Source organism: Erwinia aeris (genome assembly GCF_041224955.1).
GTDB lineage: Bacteria > Pseudomonadota > Gammaproteobacteria > Enterobacterales > Enterobacteriaceae > Erwinia > Erwinia aeris.
Genome location: NZ_JBGFFX010000007.1, coordinates 82,782 through 100,036, shown reverse-complemented (window position 1 = coordinate 100,036; position 17,255 = coordinate 82,782). Strand labels below are relative to the sequence as shown.

The window sequence follows — 17,255 nt, the reverse complement described above, 5'->3', positions numbered from 1 at the left end:
GGCAAATAAACGTCGGGCGACTTTCCCCGACGCGCGTCGGGGAGGCCCGTGAACGAAATTACAGCTTAGCGGCCAGCACGTCTTCCAGGTGCTGTTGGTCAACGGCAAACTGGCGGATACCTTCGGCCAGTTTTTCTACCGCCATAGGATCCTGATTGTGCTCCCAGCGGAACTCCGATTCAGAAAGCGGAGCAGGCTGGTGGAAAGCTTCAGTTGACGGCGTCAGCTTGCGCTCAACCGGCGCGTCGCTGGCCTGCAGCTCTTCCAGCAGGTTTGGTGAAATAGTCAGGCGATCGCAGCCCGCCAGCGCGATGATTTGTTCCGTTTTACGGAAGCTGGCGCCCATGATGATGGTGTTATAGCGGTGCTGCTTGTAGTACTCGTAGATTTTACGAACGGAAACCACGCCTGGATCTTCATCCACCACATAAGGGTCAAGCGGCTTGCGGGTGTTGTACCAGTCGTAGATACGGCCGACAAACGGCGAAATCAGGAACACGCCCGCTTCCGCACAGGCGCGCGCCTGGGCAAAGGAGAACAGCAGCGTCAGGTTACAGTTGATGCCGTTTTTCTCCAGCTCTTCCGCCGCGCGGATGCCTTCCCAGGTGGAAGCGAGCTTGATCAGAATACGTGAACGGTCGATACCGTTGTCTTCGTACATTCTCACCAGCTTCTCGGCTTTGGTCACGCACATGCCGCGGTCAAACGACAGGCGAGCGTCCACCTCGGTAGAAACGCGGCCAGGCACGCTTTTCAGGATTTCCATACCGAGGTTGACGTTGACTTTGTCGCTGGCGTTGATGATTTGCGTCTCTTTGCTGCCGCCCTGTTTTTTGGCGTAGTCGATAGCGTCGGTGATCAGGTGCTTGTAAGAGTCGAGGCTGGAGGCTTTCAGGATCAGAGATGGGTTGGTGGTGGCATCTTCAGGGTGATAATTACGAATAGATTCGATATCGCCACTGTCCGCCACCACGGTGGTGTATTGTTTCAGTGCGTCTAGCTGGTTCATCTCATGGCTCCTTGATGGGCAATCTGCAAAACTAATGATGACCGTGCCGGAACATCGGCTGTCGCCGGGCTACAAAGCCCAATAGCGAACGAACCGGGCCGCAATCCTGTGCATTTACGCAGGGCCGGCTTCCGACGCGGTGGATTATTCTCAGGCCAAACATTGCATCAGACGTCCTGTAATGGGAATGCGTTTTCTCTGATTGTTGCAATGGGTTAGCCCAATGGCTGGTAAAACGCGGTACCTGAAAGTGTAGCACTTCTTCAGGATTACGGCAGGCGGCAGCACTGGCTGCTACATTTTTGGGGAAGGCGAGGGGAAAAATAGCGAGCGGCGGCTTCCGGCTCGCTATATCAATGTTAAATCCAGGCTTTAACCGGCAGGAAATCGGTGTACAGCGCGGCTTCCGGCGTGCCCGGCTGCGGCTGGTAGTCGTATTCCCAGCGTACCAGCGGCGGCATCGACATCAGAATGGATTCGGTACGGCCGCCGGTCTGCAGACCAAACAGCGTGCCGCGATCCCACACAAGGTTAAACTCCACATAGCGGCCACGGCGGTAAAGCTGGAACTGGCGCTCGCGCTCGCCCCACGGCAGCGTTTTGCGCCGCGCCACTATCGGCAAATAAGCGTTCAGGAAGCCTTCGCCGACCGCCTGCATAAAGCGAAAACAGTGGTCAAAATCCGGCGTGTTCAAATCGTCAAAAAACAGGCCGCCGATGCCGCGCTGTTCGTTACGGTGTTTAATAAAGAAATAGTCGTCACACCACTTTTTGTAGCGCGGATAGACCTCTTCGCCAAAGGGCTGACAGAGATCGGCCGCGGTTTGATGCCAGTGCACCGCGTCTTCCGTAAAGCCATAGTAAGGCGTCATATCGAAACCGCCGCCGAACCACCATACCGGGTCGGCGCCCGGCTTTTCGGCAATAAAAAAGCGCACGTTGGCGTGGCTGGTGGGCACGTAAGGATTGGACGGATGGATCACCAGCGATACGCCCATCGCTTCAAAACTGCGGCCGGCCAGCTCCGGCCGGTGCGCGGTGGCGGAGGCGGGCATCTGGTCGCCGTGCACATGAGAAAAGTTAACGCCAGCCTGTTCAAACACCGCGCCGTTGCGCAGCACGCGGCTTCTGCCGCCGCCGCCGCCTTCGCGCGTCCAGCTGTCTTCCGCAAACTGCGCCTTGCCGTCAGCCTGCGCCAGCTGCTGACAGATTGTGTCCTGTAACCTGAGCAGAAACTGCTTTACCAGGGCGATATCGGGTGTATTCATGGTTTTGCCTGACTGTAAAATGACGCGCGAAGTATACGTCAAAATGCCCTAGCCGGGGCGGCGGTTGTTGGCATCGAACTCATTAAAATAGCTGATAACGCCATCCACTATAGCGCCGGCGATTTTCCGACGGAAAGCGGTGGTGCCCAGCAAGCGCTCTTCGGCGGGGTTGGTAATAAAAGAGGTTTCCACCAGCACCGAAGGGATAGAAGGCGATTTCAGCACGGCAAAAGCGGCCTGCTCGGGATGCTGACTGTGCAAATGGTGAATCGGCCGGATCTGGCTCAGCACGTGCTTGCCCAGCGTCAGGCTATTTTTAATCGTATCGGTCTGCACCAAATCAAACAGCACCTGCTGTAGATAGTGATCCTTTTGCGCTACCTTGACGCCGCCCACGGCATCGGCAGCGTTTTCGCGCTCGGACAGATAGCGGGCCATTCGGCTGCTGGCACCACGGTTAGAAAGGGCGAAAACCGAAGCGCCGTTGGCATCGGGGCTGGTAAAACCGTCGGCGTGTATCGACATAAAAAGATCGGCGCCGTGCTGGTGTGCAATTTCCACGCGCTCGCCCAGCGGGATAAAGCGATCGTTATCCCGCGTCAGTCGCGCCTCGATATGAGGATGATCGCTCAGCATCTGACGGATATGTCCGGCTATCTCCAGCACCACGTGTTTTTCTTCCGAACCTTCTTCACCTACCGCGCCAGAATCGATGCCGCCGTGGCCGGGATCGATCATCACAATCCTTTTACCCTTTGCTTTAGGCGGCGTGGCCCCGTGCGCGGATGCTGTTTTAAGCGGTGCTTCTTTTGCCCTGGCGGCACTGCCGCCCAGCAGCGCCAGCGCCAGGCCGGAAAGCAGCAGCTGACGGCGGGAAGTAAGCGGGGTCATCGGGCCAAACTTTTTCATTACAACATCCTCAGGGCGCAAAGTGCTTACTGTTATATCGTAACAATAAGACGACAGCGAGGCGGGAACTATTTCAACGTTTTACTTTTTATTTCAGGCCGCTAACGGCAGCGTAAATTCACTGCTCATGCAGCCAGCTGGAAAAGCGATCGCGCGCTATCTGGGGATTATGTAGCCGCTTTCTGCCACTTTCAGGCAATTATCTCTTCGGAGGGTTGCGCCCGCGAAAGAAACCGCGATAATCAGCGAATTGTGGTTAACATCTGGGACAACGCTATGGAAATTCGCGTATTTAGCCAGGACGATTTTGAAGAAGTGATCACCCTGTGGGAACGCTGCGATCTGCTGCGCCCGTGGAACGATCCGGAAATGGATATTGAGCGCAAACTTAATCACGATCCCGACCTGTTTCTGGTGGCGGTGGTCGGTGGCGCCGTGGTCGGTACGCTGATGGGCGGTTATGATGGCCATCGCGGTTCAGCCTACTATCTGGGCGTGCATCCCGACTATCAGGGCCGTGGCTTCGCCAATGCGCTGATCAACCGGCTTGAAAAAAAGCTGATTGCGCGCGGCTGTCCGAAAATCAACGTGATGGTGCGGGAAGAGAACGACGCGGTGTTGGGTTTCTATGAAAAGCTGGACTACGAGACGCAGGACAGCATGTTACTTGGTAAGCGCCTGATTGAAGACCGCGAATATTAAGCCAGCCGACCGTTCCGCCATGTGCCTCTACACGCCCGACGACTACGATGCCAAAGGCCAGCTGAAGCTGCCGCTGGCCTTCTGGGGCGTGCTGCTGCTGCAGGCGCGCACCTGGCTACTGTTTATTATGGCCGGTGCCTCTCGCGATCAGGGCACGGCGCTGTTGGCGCTGTTCTATCCGGATACGCGCGCGTTCTGGACGGGCATTGCGCTGGGCGTGCCTGCGGCGGTAGGGCTGCTGCTGACCGGCTATCGCCAGCGTCTGCCGCGGCTCTGGCAGGCGTGGCGCTGGGTACTCTGCCTGTCGCTGGCCGTGATGCTCTGCGTGCAGTTCGCCAGCCTCTGGCTGGGCGAGGACACGCTGTCGCCGTGGATGATCCTGTTTACCGGTTTCGATCTGCTGGCGCTGGGCTGGTTTGCCTTCAGCGCGCGGCTGCGCGACTGTTTTGCGCCAGAGCAGCACCTCGAATAAACTTTTCTGCCGATCCGTACTCCAACCTTTCTTTGGGGCTGCCGTAAAAGGCGTTGTGCTATGGCAGCCGCCTCTCTTTTTGTCAGGAGTTTTCATGAAAACCGTTCGTCCTTTAGCCCTGGCCGCGGCCGTTATGCTGGCTGGCTGCGCCAGTTCCGGCGACGCCGCACCGGCCACTCACGGGGCCACCTGGTGGAACCCGCTGACCTATTCCTGGTCCAGCCTCTCGCCCTGGCACTGGTTCGGTTCTGCTACTGAGGTCAGCGAGCAGGGCGTTGGCGGCCTGAACGGCGCGACCGCGATGAACGAGCAGGCGGTTGGCGAAGCGCTGAACGACGACTATCAGATACGTAAAGGGATGCGCGGCGAAAACGGCAAGGTTATCACCTTCTTCCAGGCGCTCGACGGCAAAGAGGTGAAGCTGGAAATCACGGGCGAAACCAGCGTCAGCGAGGTGCGGGTGATGGATGACAGCATCCAGACTACCTCTGGTGTGAAGATCGGCACGCCTTTTAGCGACCTCTATAGCCGCGCTTTCGGTGCCTGTCAGAAGGCGGCTGGCGGCAAGGGAGTAGAGTGCCGCGCGCCGGACAGCCAGCATATCAGCTACGTCTTTACCGGCGAATGGCACGGGCCGGAAGGGCTGTTGCCGTCTGATGATACGCTGAAGAAATGGCAGGTAAGCCAGATCGTCTGGCGCCGCTGATTGGCCTGCGGCTGTGTGTCACAGGACAGATAGCCGCCGCTACCGTTATCAGAAACAGATCGGGATAGTCATTGCGCTTGCTGTCCCTTTCCCGATCGTTCCACGCGCGCAGCCAGCACACGCCGCCCGGCGTATCCGCGACAGTTCCCTGGACATGGTGTTCCCCTTGCGCGATCGTTGCTTCAAACAGGCTTTCTATTTCTGCCCGCTGCATAACCTGTCCCGCCCGCTTATAGCTTTTTAAACTTCCAAATCACCAAACGGTATATAAAACAGTTACTCCTTTTCGTGTGGTTATAAATAAACTGAACCCTCTCAGGCCGTGAGACGGGCCATCATTCCGGGATGAACAGCATGACCACACTGAAAAAAATCTGTAGCGGCGCCGTTCTGCTGCTGCTGGCCGGGTCAGCCCAGGCGACAGAGCTGCTGAACAGCTCTTATGATGTCTCACGCGAACTGTTTGCGGCCCTGAACACGCCTTTTGAACAGCGTTGGGCGCAGCAAAACGGCGGCGACAAGCTGACGATCAGGCAGTCACACGCCGGGTCGTCCAAACAGGCGCTGGCCATTTTGCAGGGCCTGAAAGCCGATGTCGTAACCTATAACCAGTTGACCGACGTGCAGATCCTGCACGATCGCGGCAACCTCATTCCGGCGGACTGGCAGCAGCGTTTGCCCAACAACAGCTCGCCTTTCTATTCCACCATGGCTTTTCTGGTGCGCAAGGGCAATCCAAAGCAGATCCATGACTGGCGCGACCTGGTCAAAAGCGACGTAAAGCTGATATTTCCTAATCCAAAAACCTCCGGCAATGGTCGTTATACCTGGCTGGCGGCGTGGGGCGCGGCGGATAAAGCGGACGGACACGACAAAGCAAAAACCGAACGGTTTATGGCGCAGTTCCTTAAAAACGTCGAGGTTTTTGATACCGGCGGGCGCGGCGCGACCACCACTTTCGTCGAGCGCGGGCTTGGCGACGTGCTGATCAGTTTTGAGTCGGAAGTGAATACCATCCGTAATCAGTACCCGCAGCAGGATTTTGAGGTGATTGTCCCGCACAGCAACGTGCTGGCGGAATTCCCGGTCACATGGATCGATAAAAACGTGGCGGCCAACCATACGGAAAAAGCGGCCAAAGCGTACCTGAACTATCTCTACACGCCTGCGGCGCAGAAAATCATCACTCAATATTATTACCGCGTAAATAATCCTGAGCTGATGGCGCAGCAGCGGCAGCGCTTTCCGGCCGTCGATTTGTTCCGCGTGGAACAGGTATTCGGCAGCTGGGAGCAGGTCATGAAAACGCAGTTCGCCAGCGGTGGCGAACTGGATAAGTTGTTAGCAGCGGGACGTGAGTAATGTTTGCCACTAAAAGTAAGCGCGTGCTGCCCGGCTTTGGACTGAGCCTGGGCAGTAGTCTGTTTTTTACCTGTCTGATCCTGCTGTTGCCGATCAGCGCGCTGCTGATGCAGCTGTCTGAGATGACGCTGGCACAGTACTGGGATGTGGTAACCAATCCCCAGATGATTGCCGCCTATAAGGTGACGCTGCTGTCGGCGGGCGTCGCCTCGGTGTTTAACGCCTTTTTCGGCATGCTGATGGCCTGGATCCTGACGCGCTACCGTTTTCCGGGGCGCGCGCTGCTGGATGGCTTAATGGATCTGCCTTTTGCGCTGCCGACGGCGGTAGCAGGCCTGACGCTGGCCGGGCTTTTTTCCGTGAACGGCTGGTACGGGCAGTGGCTGGCGCAGTTCGATATTAAAGTTTCCTACACCTGGCTGGGGATCGCCGTGGCGATGGCCTTTACCAGCATTCCTTTCGTGGTGCGCACGGTGCAACCGGTGCTGGAAGAGCTTGGCCCGGAATATGAAGAGGCGGCGGAAACCCTCGGCGCCACGCCGTTTCAGAGCTTCCGCCGCGTGGTGCTGCCGGAAGTTGGCCCGGCGCTGCTGGCCGGCACGGCGCTCTCTTTTACCCGCAGCCTGGGCGAGTTCGGCGCGGTGATCTTTATTGCCGGTAATATCGCCTGGAAAACCGAGGTGACCTCGCTGATGATTTTCGTGCGTCTGCAGGAGTTCGACTATCCGGCAGCCAGCGCCATCGCTTCAGTGATCCTGGCCGCCTCGCTGCTGCTGCTGTTTGCGATTAACACTCTACAAAGCCGCTTTGGCCGTCGTCTTGGAGGTCAATAATGGCTGACGTTACCGAACTGAATCACGTTGGACGCGAGCGTCCGCGCTGGGGCAAATGGCTGCTGATCGCCACGGGCATGATCGTCTCGCTCGGCCTGCTGGTGGTGCCGCTTATCGCTATTTTCGCCAGCGCCTTTTCCGACGGCGTGACGGCGATGTTCAGCAACCTGAAAGATGGCGACATGCTGCACGCCATCTGGCTGACCGTGCTGATGGCGCTGATCACCGTGCCGGTTAACCTGGTGTTCGGCACGCTGCTGGCCTGGCTGGTGACGCGCTTCACCTTTCCCGGCCGCCAGCTGCTGCTGACGCTGTTTGATATTCCTTTTGCCGTGTCGCCGGTGGTGGCGGGGCTGATGTATCTGCTGTTCTGGGGCGTAAACGGCCCGGCGGGCGGCTGGCTGGACGAGCACAGCATTCAGCTGATGTTCTCCTGGCCGGGTATGGCGATGGTCACTATCTTCGTGACCTGTCCGTTTGTGGTGCGCGAACTGGTGCCGGTGATGCTGAGCCAGGGCAGCAGCGAAGATGAAGCCGCGGTGCTGCTTGGCGCCTCCGGCTGGAAGATGTTCTGGCGCGTTACGCTGCCAAATATCCGCTGGGCGCTCCTGTACGGCCTGGTATTAACTAACGCGCGCGCGATTGGCGAGTTTGGCGCGGTTTCGGTGGTTTCGGGATCGATTCGCGGCGAAACCTACACGCTGCCGCTACAGGTAGAATTGCTGCATCAGGACTACAACAGCGTGGGCGCTTTTACCGCCGCCGCGCTGCTGACCCTGATGGCGATAGTCACGCTGTTTCTGAAAAGCGCGCTGCAATGGCGTTTAGAACGCCGCGCGCAACGGGAGGGGGAACAATGAGCATTGAAATCAGTAACATCAACAAATCCTTTGGCCGGACTAAAGTGCTGAACGATATTTCGCTGGATATCCCTTCTGGTCAGATGGTGGCGCTGCTGGGCCCGTCCGGCTCCGGGAAAACCACGCTGCTGCGTATTATCGCCGGTCTGGAGAGCCAGAACAGCGGCCGTCTGAGCTTTCACGGCAACGATGTGACGCGGCTGCACGCCCGCGACCGTCGCGTCGGCTTTGTATTCCAGCACTATGCGCTGTTTCGCCATATGACGGTATTCGACAATATCGCGTTTGGACTGACGGTGCTGCCGCGCCGCGAGCGTCCTTCTGCGGCGGCCATTAAAGAAAAAGTCACGCGCCTGCTGGAGATGGTGCAGCTGGGACATCTGGCCGGGCGTTTCCCGGCACAGCTTTCCGGCGGTCAGAAACAGCGGGTGGCGCTGGCGCGTGCGCTGGCGGTCGATCCGCAAATTCTGCTGCTTGATGAACCCTTTGGCGCGCTGGATGCGCAGGTGCGTAAAGAGCTGCGCCGCTGGCTGCGACAGCTGCACGAAGAGCTGAAGTTCACCAGCGTCTTTGTTACCCACGATCAGGAAGAGGCGATGGAAGTCGCCGATCGCGTGGTGGTGATGAGCCAGGGCAATATCGAGCAGGCTGGCGCGCCGGATGAAGTATGGCGCGATCCGGCCACCCGTTTCGTGCTGGAATTCCTGGGCGAAGTGAACCGCTTTGATGCTGAAGTGCACGGTTCGCAGTTCCATGTCGGCGCGCATCGCTGGCCACTGGGCTATGCGCCAGCGCACCAGGGTGCGGTCGAACTGTTCCTGCGCCCGTGGGAAATCGACGTCAGCCGCCAGAGCAGCCTGGAAACGCCGCTGCCGGTGCAGGTGCTGGAAGTCAGCCCGCGCGGCCACTACTGGCAGCTGGTGGCACAGCCCACGGGCTGGGGTGAGCAGCATGAACCGATCACCGTAGTGATGGAAGGCGAGCAAACCGCGCCGATCCGCGGCGAGCGTCTTTTTGTCGGCCTGCAACAGGCGCGCCTTTATAAAGGCGATACGCCGCTGCGGCAGGTTGCCTTTGCGCAGAGCGCCTGATATTTTCTACCGCCATCCGGGTCAGGTTATGCCTGACCTTTTTTGCCGGTAAGGCCTTCTTCAGGAACCATCACTTGACCACGCTCGAACACACCATCGGCAACACGCCATTGATCAAGCTTCAGCGGCTGACGCCAGACAACGGCAGCGAAATCTGGCTGAAGCTTGAGGGCAATAACCCCGGCGGCTCGGTCAAAGATCGCGCCGCGCTGTCGATGATCCAGCAGGCGGAGCGGCGTGGCGAAATCCGGCCCGGCGATATGCTGATCGAAGCGACCAGCGGCAATACGGGCATCGCGCTGGCGATGATCGCCGCGATGAAAGGCTACCGTATCAAGCTGCTGATGCCCGATAACATGAGCATGGAGCGTCAGGCGGCGATGCGGGCCTACGGCGCGGAGCTGCTGCTGGTAAGCCGCGAGCTGGGCATGGAGGGCGCGCGCGATTTGGCCCGCGATATGGAAGCGCGCGGAGAGGGCAAAGTGCTCGATCAGTTTAACAATCCTGATAACCCGCTGGGCCACTACGTTACCACCGGCCCGGAAATCTGGCAGCAAAGCGCAGGAAGGCTGACGCACTTTGTTTCCAGTATGGGCACTACCGGCACCATCACCGGCGTGGGACGCTATCTGAAAGAGCAAAGCGGAACGATAGCTATCGTGGGATTACAGCCTGCCGAAGGCAACAGCATTCCCGGCATTCGCCGCTGGCCGCAGGCCTATCTTCCCGCCATCTATCGACCGGAGCTGATCGACCGTATCCTGGATATGACCCAGCAGGAGGCGGAGGAAACCATGCGCCTGCTGGCGCGCCGTGAAGGCATTTTCTGCGGCGTCAGTTCCGGCGGGGCGGTGGCCGGCGCGCTGCGTATTGCGCAAGAGCAGCCCGGCAGCGTTATTGTCGCTATCGTCTGCGATCGTGGCGACAGGTACCTCTCTACCGGCGTGCATTCGTCACCAGACTGATCCCTCTATCGGCGTGCATACGCCAGCCCGATCTCCCTCCTGGCAGGCCCACGCTTTCGGGCCGCTCAATTTGTGCTCATGCCGTTACACTGTAAGGATTGGGTAAAACCTGCTGCTATTGTTTGAGCAACAGGTGAAAATAGCGCCTGGCCTGAAGAGAGATAACGCATGAAAATTTTACTGGTTGATGACGATCTGGAGCTGGGCACCATGCTCAGCCAGTATCTGATTGCCGAAGGATTTGACGCCACGCTGGTACTGAGCGGCAAAGCGGGGATTGAAGGGGCGATGTCGGGCGGCTATAGCGCAATGATCCTGGACATCATGCTGCCGGATATGAGCGGCATTGATGTGCTGCGTCAGGTGCGGCAGAGTAGCCGCCTGCCGGTCATCATGCTGACGGCGAAGGGTGACAATATCGATCGCGTCATCGGCCTGGAAATGGGTGCCGATGACTATATGCCTAAACCTTGCTATCCGCGCGAGCTGGTCGCCAGGCTGCGCGCCGTGCTGCGCCGCGTTGAAGAACAGCCGGTGGTGGTGGAAAGCCGTGAAGTGGTCAGCTGGGGCGAGCTGACGCTAAACCCGGCCACGCGCATCAGCGAATGGCAGAAGCAGCCGTTCGATCTCACCGCTTCGGAATTTAATCTGCTGGATCTGCTGCTGCGCTCGCCCGATCGCGTGGTTTCTAAAGATGAGCTGTCGGAAAAGGGGCTGGGTCGTCCTCGCGAAGCCTACGATCGCAGCGTGGACGTGCATATCAGCAATATCCGCCAGAAGCTTTCCGCTTTAACCTGTGACGCCATCACCATCGAAACCGTTCGCAGCATCGGCTATCGCATCCGATGACGGCGGGCTTTCGTGGGCTGCTCTTCTGGAAGATCCTGCTGGGTTTCTGGCTGACGTTTCTGATTATGAGCCAGCTGCTGTGGCTGAGCTTTTCCCTGTATGGCCGGCACCACGAACCGCCGGAAAACCTGGCGGCCCGGCGCATCGTTAATTTGCAGATGACCTCGGCCGTCTCGGTATTGCAGCGCGGCGGCATGGATGCGCTCAACGATATGATGGCGGACTGGTCCGCCAACGATCGCCGCTTCTTCTCGGTACAGGTGATGAAAAAGCCGCCGCAGGAGCTACCGCACGGCGACCTTAACCGCGATTTACGGCCCGGCGAGTTCCCGAAAGAAGTGATCGAATGGGTGACCGGTGCCGATGGTCAGCAGTATCAGCTGCGCTACGACGTGCAGGGGCTGCGCGAAGACAGCCATATGGCCGGTGGCCACCGCAGCTTTCTGAATATTCCTGAACCCATGCTGTTTATGGCGGGCGGCGGCGGGCTGCTGTTCAGCCTGTTTCTGGCGTGGAACCTGACCCGACCTATGCGTCAGCTGCGAGAAGGTTTCGATCGCGTCTCCAAAGGCGATCTCTCCGTGCGGCTGTTTCCCAAAATGCGTCGGCGGCATGACGAGCTGTCGGTGGTGGCGCAGGATTTTGACGCCATGGTTGAACGCCTTTCCGTGCTGGTTAAGGCGCGCGAGGAGCTGCTGCACGATGTTTCTCACGAGCTGCGCTCGCCGCTGGCGCGTCTTCAGCTGGCGACCGGGCTGGCGCGGCAAACGCCGGAGTCGGTAGGGCAATCGCTCGACAGGATCGACGAAGAGGCGCGGCGGCTGGATAAGATGATCGGCGAGCTGCTGACGCTGTCGCGCGCCGAGCATCAAAGCCTGCCGGACGAGCAGTATTTCGATCTGCTTGGGCTGCTGGAGGCGGTCGCCAACGATGCGCGCTACGAGGCTCAGGGTTCCGGCGTGGAAATCATGCTGAATGCGGACCAGAACGGCGACTACACGGTTAAAGGCGACGCCAAGCTGATCCGTTCCGCAGTGGAAAACGTGGTGCGTAACGCGCTGCGTTTTTCCGGGCAGGGGCAGCAGGTCAGGATCTCGCTACAGCAGGACAGCGGCTGGCTCACCATCGGCGTCAGCGACCAGGGCCCCGGCGTGGATGCGGACAAGCTTTCCAGCATTTTCGATCCCTTTGTGCGCGTGAATTCGCCGCTATCCGGCAAAGGCTACGGCCTGGGGCTATCAATTGTGCGTAAGGTGATCCTGGCGCATCAGGGCGAGGTCAGCGCGGTGAACGGTAAAAACGGCGGGCTGGAACTGACGCTGAAGCTACCGCACTGGGTGGCTTAGCTTAACGAGGGTGCTATCATTGTCCGACACCTTTTATTCGCATTTATGAGGTAAAGGATGAATAAAGCGTCGTCCAGTAAGCAACAGGAAGTGCAGCGGATTGTGGATGCCATCTCCAACGCCATTGCGCAGCATCGGCTTAAGCCGGGCACACGGTTAATCGAAGCCCAGATTGTCGAGGTGCTGGTGGCCAACCGCAATCACGTGCAGAGCGCGCTACAGCGTCTGGCGATGCAGCATATCGTCACCATTGAACCGCATCGCGGCGCGATGGTCGCCAAACCGGAAGCGCGCGAAGCCCGGGAAGTCTTTACCGCCCGGCGAGCGGTAGAGAACGCCATTATAGCCGGTATCACCACGCAGCAGATGCAGCGCTATCAGACTGAGCTGATCGCGCAGCGACAGGCGGAGAAAGAGGCAATTGCCAGCAATAACCGCCTGGAAATTGTACGGCAGCTGTCGCAGTTCCATCTTTTGCTGGCGGAAATCAGCGATAACCGCGTGCTCAGCGAAATTCTTACCAATCTTACCGTACGCAGCTCGCTGATTGTCGCGCTCTACCAGCGCAATGAGGATCCGGCCAGCCACTGCGAACAGCACAGCTCGATAGTCGCTGCGCTGCAGGCGGGTGACAACCACCGCGCACAGCAGTTGATGCATCATCATATGCATGAACTTGAGCTACAGCTGTCGCTGGATGAGATAGAAGAAGTGCCCAGCCTGCGCGATGCGTTAGCCTGAAAAAAAAGGCCGCCTGATTGCTCAGGCGACCTTTCAGACAGGCACGGCTTACTTTTTGATGCGGATCACCGGTGTTTCGCCCACGGTAACGCTACCCGTCAACTTAACCAGCTCTTTGATCTCGTCCATATTAGAGATCACCACCGGCGTCAGCGTAGATTTCGCTTTTTCTTCCAGCAAAGGCAGATCGAATTCGATGATCACGTCACCTTTCTTCACTTTCTGGCCTTCTTCAGCGATACGCTTAAACCCTTCACCCTTCAGTTCAACGGTATCAATCCCGAAGTGAACGAACAGCTCAATGCCGCTGTCCGATTCAATGGAAAATGCATGATTGGTTTCGAAGATTTTACCGATGGTGCCGTCAACAGGCGCCACCATTTTGTTGCCGGCAGGTTTGATTGCGATACCGTCGCCAACAATTTTCTCCGCAAATACCACGTCCGGCACGTCTTCAATGTTTACGATTTCGCCGGACAGCGGTGCCACGATCTCAATGGCACCAGATGCGGTATCTGACTTATCGCCAAAAAGTTTTGAAAACAAACCCATGATCTTCTCCTAAGCAGTAATATTTGGCCAGCGCTTCTGGATCTCAGCAGAGTGTTTTTTCTTCAATGAACTTGTTGACCAGGTTCATCAACTCTTCCGCTGTCGGTTGAGCCAGAGCCTGTTCTGCTAACGCCTTAGCATCTTCAAAATTCGTATTACGAATAATTTTTTTGATGCGCGGGATAGAAATGGCACTCATGCTGAATTCGTCCAGCCCCATTCCCAGTAACAGTAGTGTAGCACGTTCATCGCCTGCCAGCTCACCACACATCCCTGTCCATTTCCCTTCAGCATGAGATGCGTCAATAACTTGCTTGATCAGCGTCAGCACGGAAGGGGTCATTGGGTTGTACAAATGCGAAATCAGATCGTTACCGCGATCGACCGCCAGCGTGTACTGCGTCAGGTCGTTGGTGCCGATACTGAAGAAATCGACTTCTTTAGCCAGATGATGCGCGATTGCGGCTGAAGCTGGCGTTTCCACCATAATGCCGACCTCAATCTGCTCGTCAAAGGCTTTGCCTTCTTCACGCAGCTGCGCCTTCAGCGTTTCCAGCTCGGCCTTCAGCGTGCGCACTTCCTCAACGGAAATGATCATCGGGAACATAATGCGCAGCTTGCCGAAAGCGGAAGCGCGCAGGATGGCGCGCAGCTGGGCGTGCAGGATTTCCGGGCGATCCATCGCAATACGGATGGCGCGCCAGCCGAGGAACGGGTTGTCTTCTTTTGGCAGGTTCATATAGGGCAGATCTTTATCGCCGCCGATGTCCATCGTGCGTACGATAACGGCCTGCGAACCCATCGCTTCCGCCACGGCTTTGTAGGCCTGGAACTGCTCTTCTTCGCTCGGCAGCGAGTCGCGATCCATAAACAGGAATTCGGTACGGTAGAGGCCCACGCCTTCCGCGCCGTTACGCTCCGCGCCAGCTACATCGCGCACGGTGCCGATGTTGGCACAGACTTCAACCTGATGACCGTCAAGCGTTACCGCAGGCAGATCTTTCAGCTTGGCCAGATCGTTCTTTTCCGTCACGTACTGAGTATGAATAGCTTTCAGTTCGTCGATCTGCTCCGGCGTTGGATTAACGTAAACCTGGTTGTTCACGCCGTCCAGAATCAGATAATCGCCATTCTTCACCTGGCTGGTTACGTCGCCCGTGCCGACGATGGCCGGCAGCTCCAGCGAGCGCGCCATGATGGAGGTATGGGAAGTACGGCCGCCCAGGTCGGTAATAAACCCAAGCACTTTGTTCAGGTTCAGCTGCGCGGTTTCAGACGGCGTCAGATCTTTGGCAACCAGCAGCACTTCTTCGGCAATGGCGCTGAGATCGACGATATGCAGGCCGAGAATGTTTTGCAGCAGACGTTTACCGATGTCGCGCACGTCGGCGGCGCGCTCTTTCAGGTACTCGTCGTCCAGTTCTTCCAGCGCTTTCGCCTGGCCTTCAATCACGGAGTGGGCGGCCGAGTCGGCTGAGGCCAGCTCGTCTTTAATCAGGGCTATGATTTCCTGCTCAAGCTCTTCATCTTCCAGCAGCATGATGTGGCCTTCAAAGATGGCCTCTTTCTCTTCGCCGAAGGTCTCCCCGGCTTTGGTTTTGATCGCCTCAAGCTGCGCGGCAGCCTTGCTGCGACCATCGAGAAAACGCTGAACTTCCTGCTCAACCTGGTCGGTAGTAATTTTTTTCCGGTTGATGACTATTTCATCTTCTTTCAGCAGAAGCGCTTTGCCAAAAGCGATACCCGGTGATGCTAAAATGCCTGAAATCATAACCCTACCTTTTTAATTACTGATAATCGCGAGCGAGAAACTGCGGCGAACCCGGCACCGGCGAGAAACCCGGCGGCCACCCGCATCTGACAGGCGCTCCACTGTATTAAAACAACAACGCGGACATGCTGTCCGCGATCAATTATGTTGCAATAAAGTGCCTGTCGCGTAGAAAAAGCTGACGCTTATTCGAGTTCGGCCATCAGTTTGACCAGGTGCTCAACGGCTTTCTGCTCGTCTTCGCCTTCGGCGGAAAGCGTCACGACAGTGCCCTGAGTCAGGCCCAGCGTCTGCAGTTTAAACAGGCTTTTGGCGCTGGCGGATTTGCCGTTAGAGGTCACGGTGATTTCAGAAACGAAAGCCTTGGCTTCTTTAACAAACTGAGCGGCAGGGCGAGTGTGTAGACCGTTAGGCGCGGTAATGGTGACTTCTTGCTGGAACATGTTGTTTCCCCAACTTAATTTATTTGGCGTTATTCCAAAGCTTAGCCTGGCGGCGCCGCTTTGGCCTGAATGTCTCGCGCAGGTCCGTGTTTAACAACGTGCCAGAAATGCGCCGAAATATGACAGATAGCGCGCGGATAACATGGCACACCGGCTGCGCTTTCTTCCTCTTCATTATGCCGTGCTTTCTGCTTTCGCGCCAAACCGGTAAATCGATTCAGCTACAGGCAATTCACGCAGCGATTAATTTTGAGGTTCGAAATAATTGGTTGCTTAGATACCAGACACCCGCAGGTAAAAGCAATGTGGAAAGTGGCAAAAGTTTGACGTGCTCCACAAAAAAGCACCCTGGCGGGTGCTTTTTCAGACAGTTTCAGGCAACCGCAATCGCTACTGTAATTCTTTCTCGGTAAAGAGATCGGCAAACAGCGCCGTACTTAAGTAGCGCTCGCCGGAAGAGGGCAGGATCACCACGATAGTTTTATTGGCAAAAGCTTCATCTTCCTGCAGCTTGAGGGCAGCGGCAACCGCAGCGCCAGAGGAGATCCCGGCCAGAATGCCTTCTTCTTCCATCAGACGGCGCGCCGTAGAGATAGACTCTTCGTTGGTGATAGCCACCACACGATCGACCAGATCCAAATCCAGGTTGCCAGGGATAAAGCCGGCACCGATACCCTGAATTTTATGCGGGCCAGGCTTGATCTCTTCACCAGCCAGCGCCTGGGCGATGACCGGCGAATCCGACGGCTCTACCGCGACGGCGATCAGATCCTTTTTGCCTTTGGTATTTTTGATATAGCGGCTGACGCCGGTCAGCGTGCCGCCCGTGCCCACGCCGGCGATAAAGACGTCGACTTCGCCGTCAGTATCTTCCCAGATTTCCGGGCCGGTGGTTTTTTCATGAATTTCCGGGTTAGCCGGGTTGCTGAACTGCTGTAGCAGCACAAATTTGTCCGGATCGCCGGCGACGATTTCTTCCGCTTTGGCAATCGCGCCCTTCATGCCCTTAGCGCCTTCCGTCAGGATCAGATTCGCACCCAGCGCCTTCAGCAGCTTGCGGCGCTCCACGCTCATGGTTTCCGGCATGGTCAGCGTCAGCTTGTAGCCGCGCGCGGCGGCCACGTAGGCCAGCGCGATGCCGGTGTTGCCGCTGGTTGGCTCAACCAGTTCGACGCCAGGTTTCAGAATGCCTCTTTTCTCGGCGTCCCAGATCATGTTGGCGCCGATGCGGCATTTCACGCTGAAGCTCGGGTTACGGGATTCGACTTTAGCCAGAATGCGTCCGTTACCAATCCGGTTCAGGCGAACCAGAGGCGTATGGCCGATTGTTAACGAATTGTCTTCATATATCTTACTCATAACCCGTCCTTAACTGT

At 57.4% G+C, this 17,255-nt stretch carries 18 protein-coding genes; 11 read left to right on the top strand and 7 right to left on the bottom strand.

Going from position 1 to position 17,255, the window contains the following annotated elements; genetic code table 11:
• Positions 1-58: 58 nt before the first annotated feature.
• The 3 genes from tal to amiA form a co-directional block, all read right to left on the bottom strand.
• Complete coding sequence (gene tal, locus AB6T85_RS13000) at positions 59-1,009, bottom strand: transaldolase (protein WP_253459445.1); 951 nt, start codon at positions 1,007-1,009, stop codon at positions 59-61.
• Positions 1,010-1,368: 359 nt separating this feature from the next.
• On the bottom strand, positions 1,369-2,277 hold the full coding sequence (gene hemF / locus AB6T85_RS12995; protein WP_253459447.1) for an oxygen-dependent coproporphyrinogen oxidase: 909 nt from the start codon (positions 2,275-2,277) through the stop codon (positions 1,369-1,371).
• A gap of 48 nt (positions 2,278-2,325) precedes the next feature.
• A complete protein-coding gene (amiA, locus tag AB6T85_RS12990; RefSeq protein WP_253459449.1) occupies positions 2,326-3,186 on the bottom strand; it encodes an N-acetylmuramoyl-L-alanine amidase AmiA in 861 nt (286 codons plus the stop codon).
• Between the two features lie 276 nt (positions 3,187-3,462).
• Here amiA and AB6T85_RS12985 point away from each other — a divergent pair, with 276 nt between their 5' ends.
• The 11 genes from AB6T85_RS12985 (at position 3,463) to AB6T85_RS12935 (ending at position 13,113) form a co-directional block, all read left to right on the top strand.
• Positions 3,463-3,888 carry a GNAT family acetyltransferase gene (locus tag AB6T85_RS12985; RefSeq protein WP_125289591.1) on the top strand — a complete coding sequence of 142 codons (426 nt, stop codon included), beginning with the start codon at positions 3,463-3,465 and terminating at the stop codon, positions 3,886-3,888.
• Positions 3,889-3,907: 19 nt separating this feature from the next.
• Positions 3,908-4,360: a DUF2919 domain-containing protein gene (locus tag AB6T85_RS12980; RefSeq protein ID WP_253461253.1), complete on the top strand. Its 453-nt coding sequence runs from the start codon at positions 3,908-3,910 to the stop codon at positions 4,358-4,360.
• 94 nt (positions 4,361-4,454) lie between these two features.
• Positions 4,455-5,066 (top strand): RpoE-regulated lipoprotein, encoded by a 612-nt coding sequence (locus AB6T85_RS12975; RefSeq protein WP_253459451.1) that lies wholly within the window; start codon positions 4,455-4,457, stop codon positions 5,064-5,066.
• Between the two features lie 345 nt (positions 5,067-5,411).
• Positions 5,412-6,428 carry a sulfate ABC transporter substrate-binding protein gene (locus AB6T85_RS12970; protein ID WP_253459453.1) on the top strand — a complete coding sequence of 339 codons (1,017 nt, stop codon included), beginning with the start codon at positions 5,412-5,414 and terminating at the stop codon, positions 6,426-6,428.
• A complete protein-coding gene (gene cysT, locus AB6T85_RS12965; protein WP_253459455.1) occupies positions 6,428-7,261 on the top strand; it encodes a sulfate/thiosulfate ABC transporter permease CysT in 834 nt (277 codons plus the stop codon). Before AB6T85_RS12970 ends, cysT begins: the two co-directional genes overlap by 1 nt.
• Positions 7,261-8,121, top strand: a complete 861-nt coding sequence (gene cysW / locus AB6T85_RS12960) for a sulfate/thiosulfate ABC transporter permease CysW (protein WP_253459457.1) — start codon at positions 7,261-7,263, stop codon at positions 8,119-8,121. The genes cysT and cysW overlap by 1 nt, the downstream gene beginning before the upstream one ends.
• Positions 8,118-9,212, top strand: a complete 1,095-nt coding sequence (gene cysA / locus AB6T85_RS12955) for a sulfate/thiosulfate ABC transporter ATP-binding protein CysA (protein ID WP_253459460.1) — start codon at positions 8,118-8,120, stop codon at positions 9,210-9,212. Before cysW ends, cysA begins: the two co-directional genes overlap by 4 nt.
• 74 nt (positions 9,213-9,286) lie before the next feature.
• Positions 9,287-10,177, top strand: coding sequence for a cysteine synthase CysM (gene cysM, locus AB6T85_RS12950; protein ID WP_253459463.1), 891 nt, complete (start codon positions 9,287-9,289; stop codon positions 10,175-10,177).
• A gap of 168 nt (positions 10,178-10,345) precedes the next feature.
• Positions 10,346-11,026, top strand: coding sequence for a response regulator transcription factor (locus AB6T85_RS12945; protein ID WP_253459466.1), 681 nt, complete (start codon positions 10,346-10,348; stop codon positions 11,024-11,026).
• Positions 11,023-12,372, top strand: a complete 1,350-nt coding sequence (locus AB6T85_RS12940) for an ATP-binding protein (RefSeq protein ID WP_301251990.1) — start codon at positions 11,023-11,025, stop codon at positions 12,370-12,372. The genes AB6T85_RS12945 and AB6T85_RS12940 overlap by 4 nt, the downstream gene beginning before the upstream one ends.
• A 57-nt stretch (positions 12,373-12,429) precedes the next feature.
• Positions 12,430-13,113, top strand: a complete 684-nt coding sequence (locus tag AB6T85_RS12935; protein ID WP_253459474.1) for a GntR family transcriptional regulator — start codon at positions 12,430-12,432, stop codon at positions 13,111-13,113.
• 48 nt (positions 13,114-13,161) lie between these two features.
• Here AB6T85_RS12935 and crr read toward each other — a convergent pair whose 3' ends face one another.
• The 4 genes from crr to cysK form a co-directional block, all read right to left on the bottom strand.
• On the bottom strand, positions 13,162-13,665 hold the full coding sequence (gene crr / locus AB6T85_RS12930; RefSeq protein ID WP_125289601.1) for a PTS glucose transporter subunit IIA: 504 nt from the start codon (positions 13,663-13,665) through the stop codon (positions 13,162-13,164).
• A gap of 43 nt (positions 13,666-13,708) precedes the next feature.
• Positions 13,709-15,436, bottom strand: coding sequence for a phosphoenolpyruvate-protein phosphotransferase PtsI (gene ptsI, locus AB6T85_RS12925; protein ID WP_253459478.1), 1,728 nt, complete (start codon positions 15,434-15,436; stop codon positions 13,709-13,711).
• 185 nt (positions 15,437-15,621) lie between these two features.
• Positions 15,622-15,879: a phosphocarrier protein Hpr gene (ptsH, locus tag AB6T85_RS12920; protein WP_125289603.1), complete on the bottom strand. Its 258-nt coding sequence runs from the start codon at positions 15,877-15,879 to the stop codon at positions 15,622-15,624.
• A 390-nt stretch (positions 15,880-16,269) separates the two neighbouring features.
• Entirely contained in the window at positions 16,270-17,238 is a 969-nt protein-coding gene (gene cysK, locus AB6T85_RS12915) for a cysteine synthase A (RefSeq protein WP_301251988.1), read from the bottom strand.
• Positions 17,239-17,255: the final 17 nt, after the last annotated feature.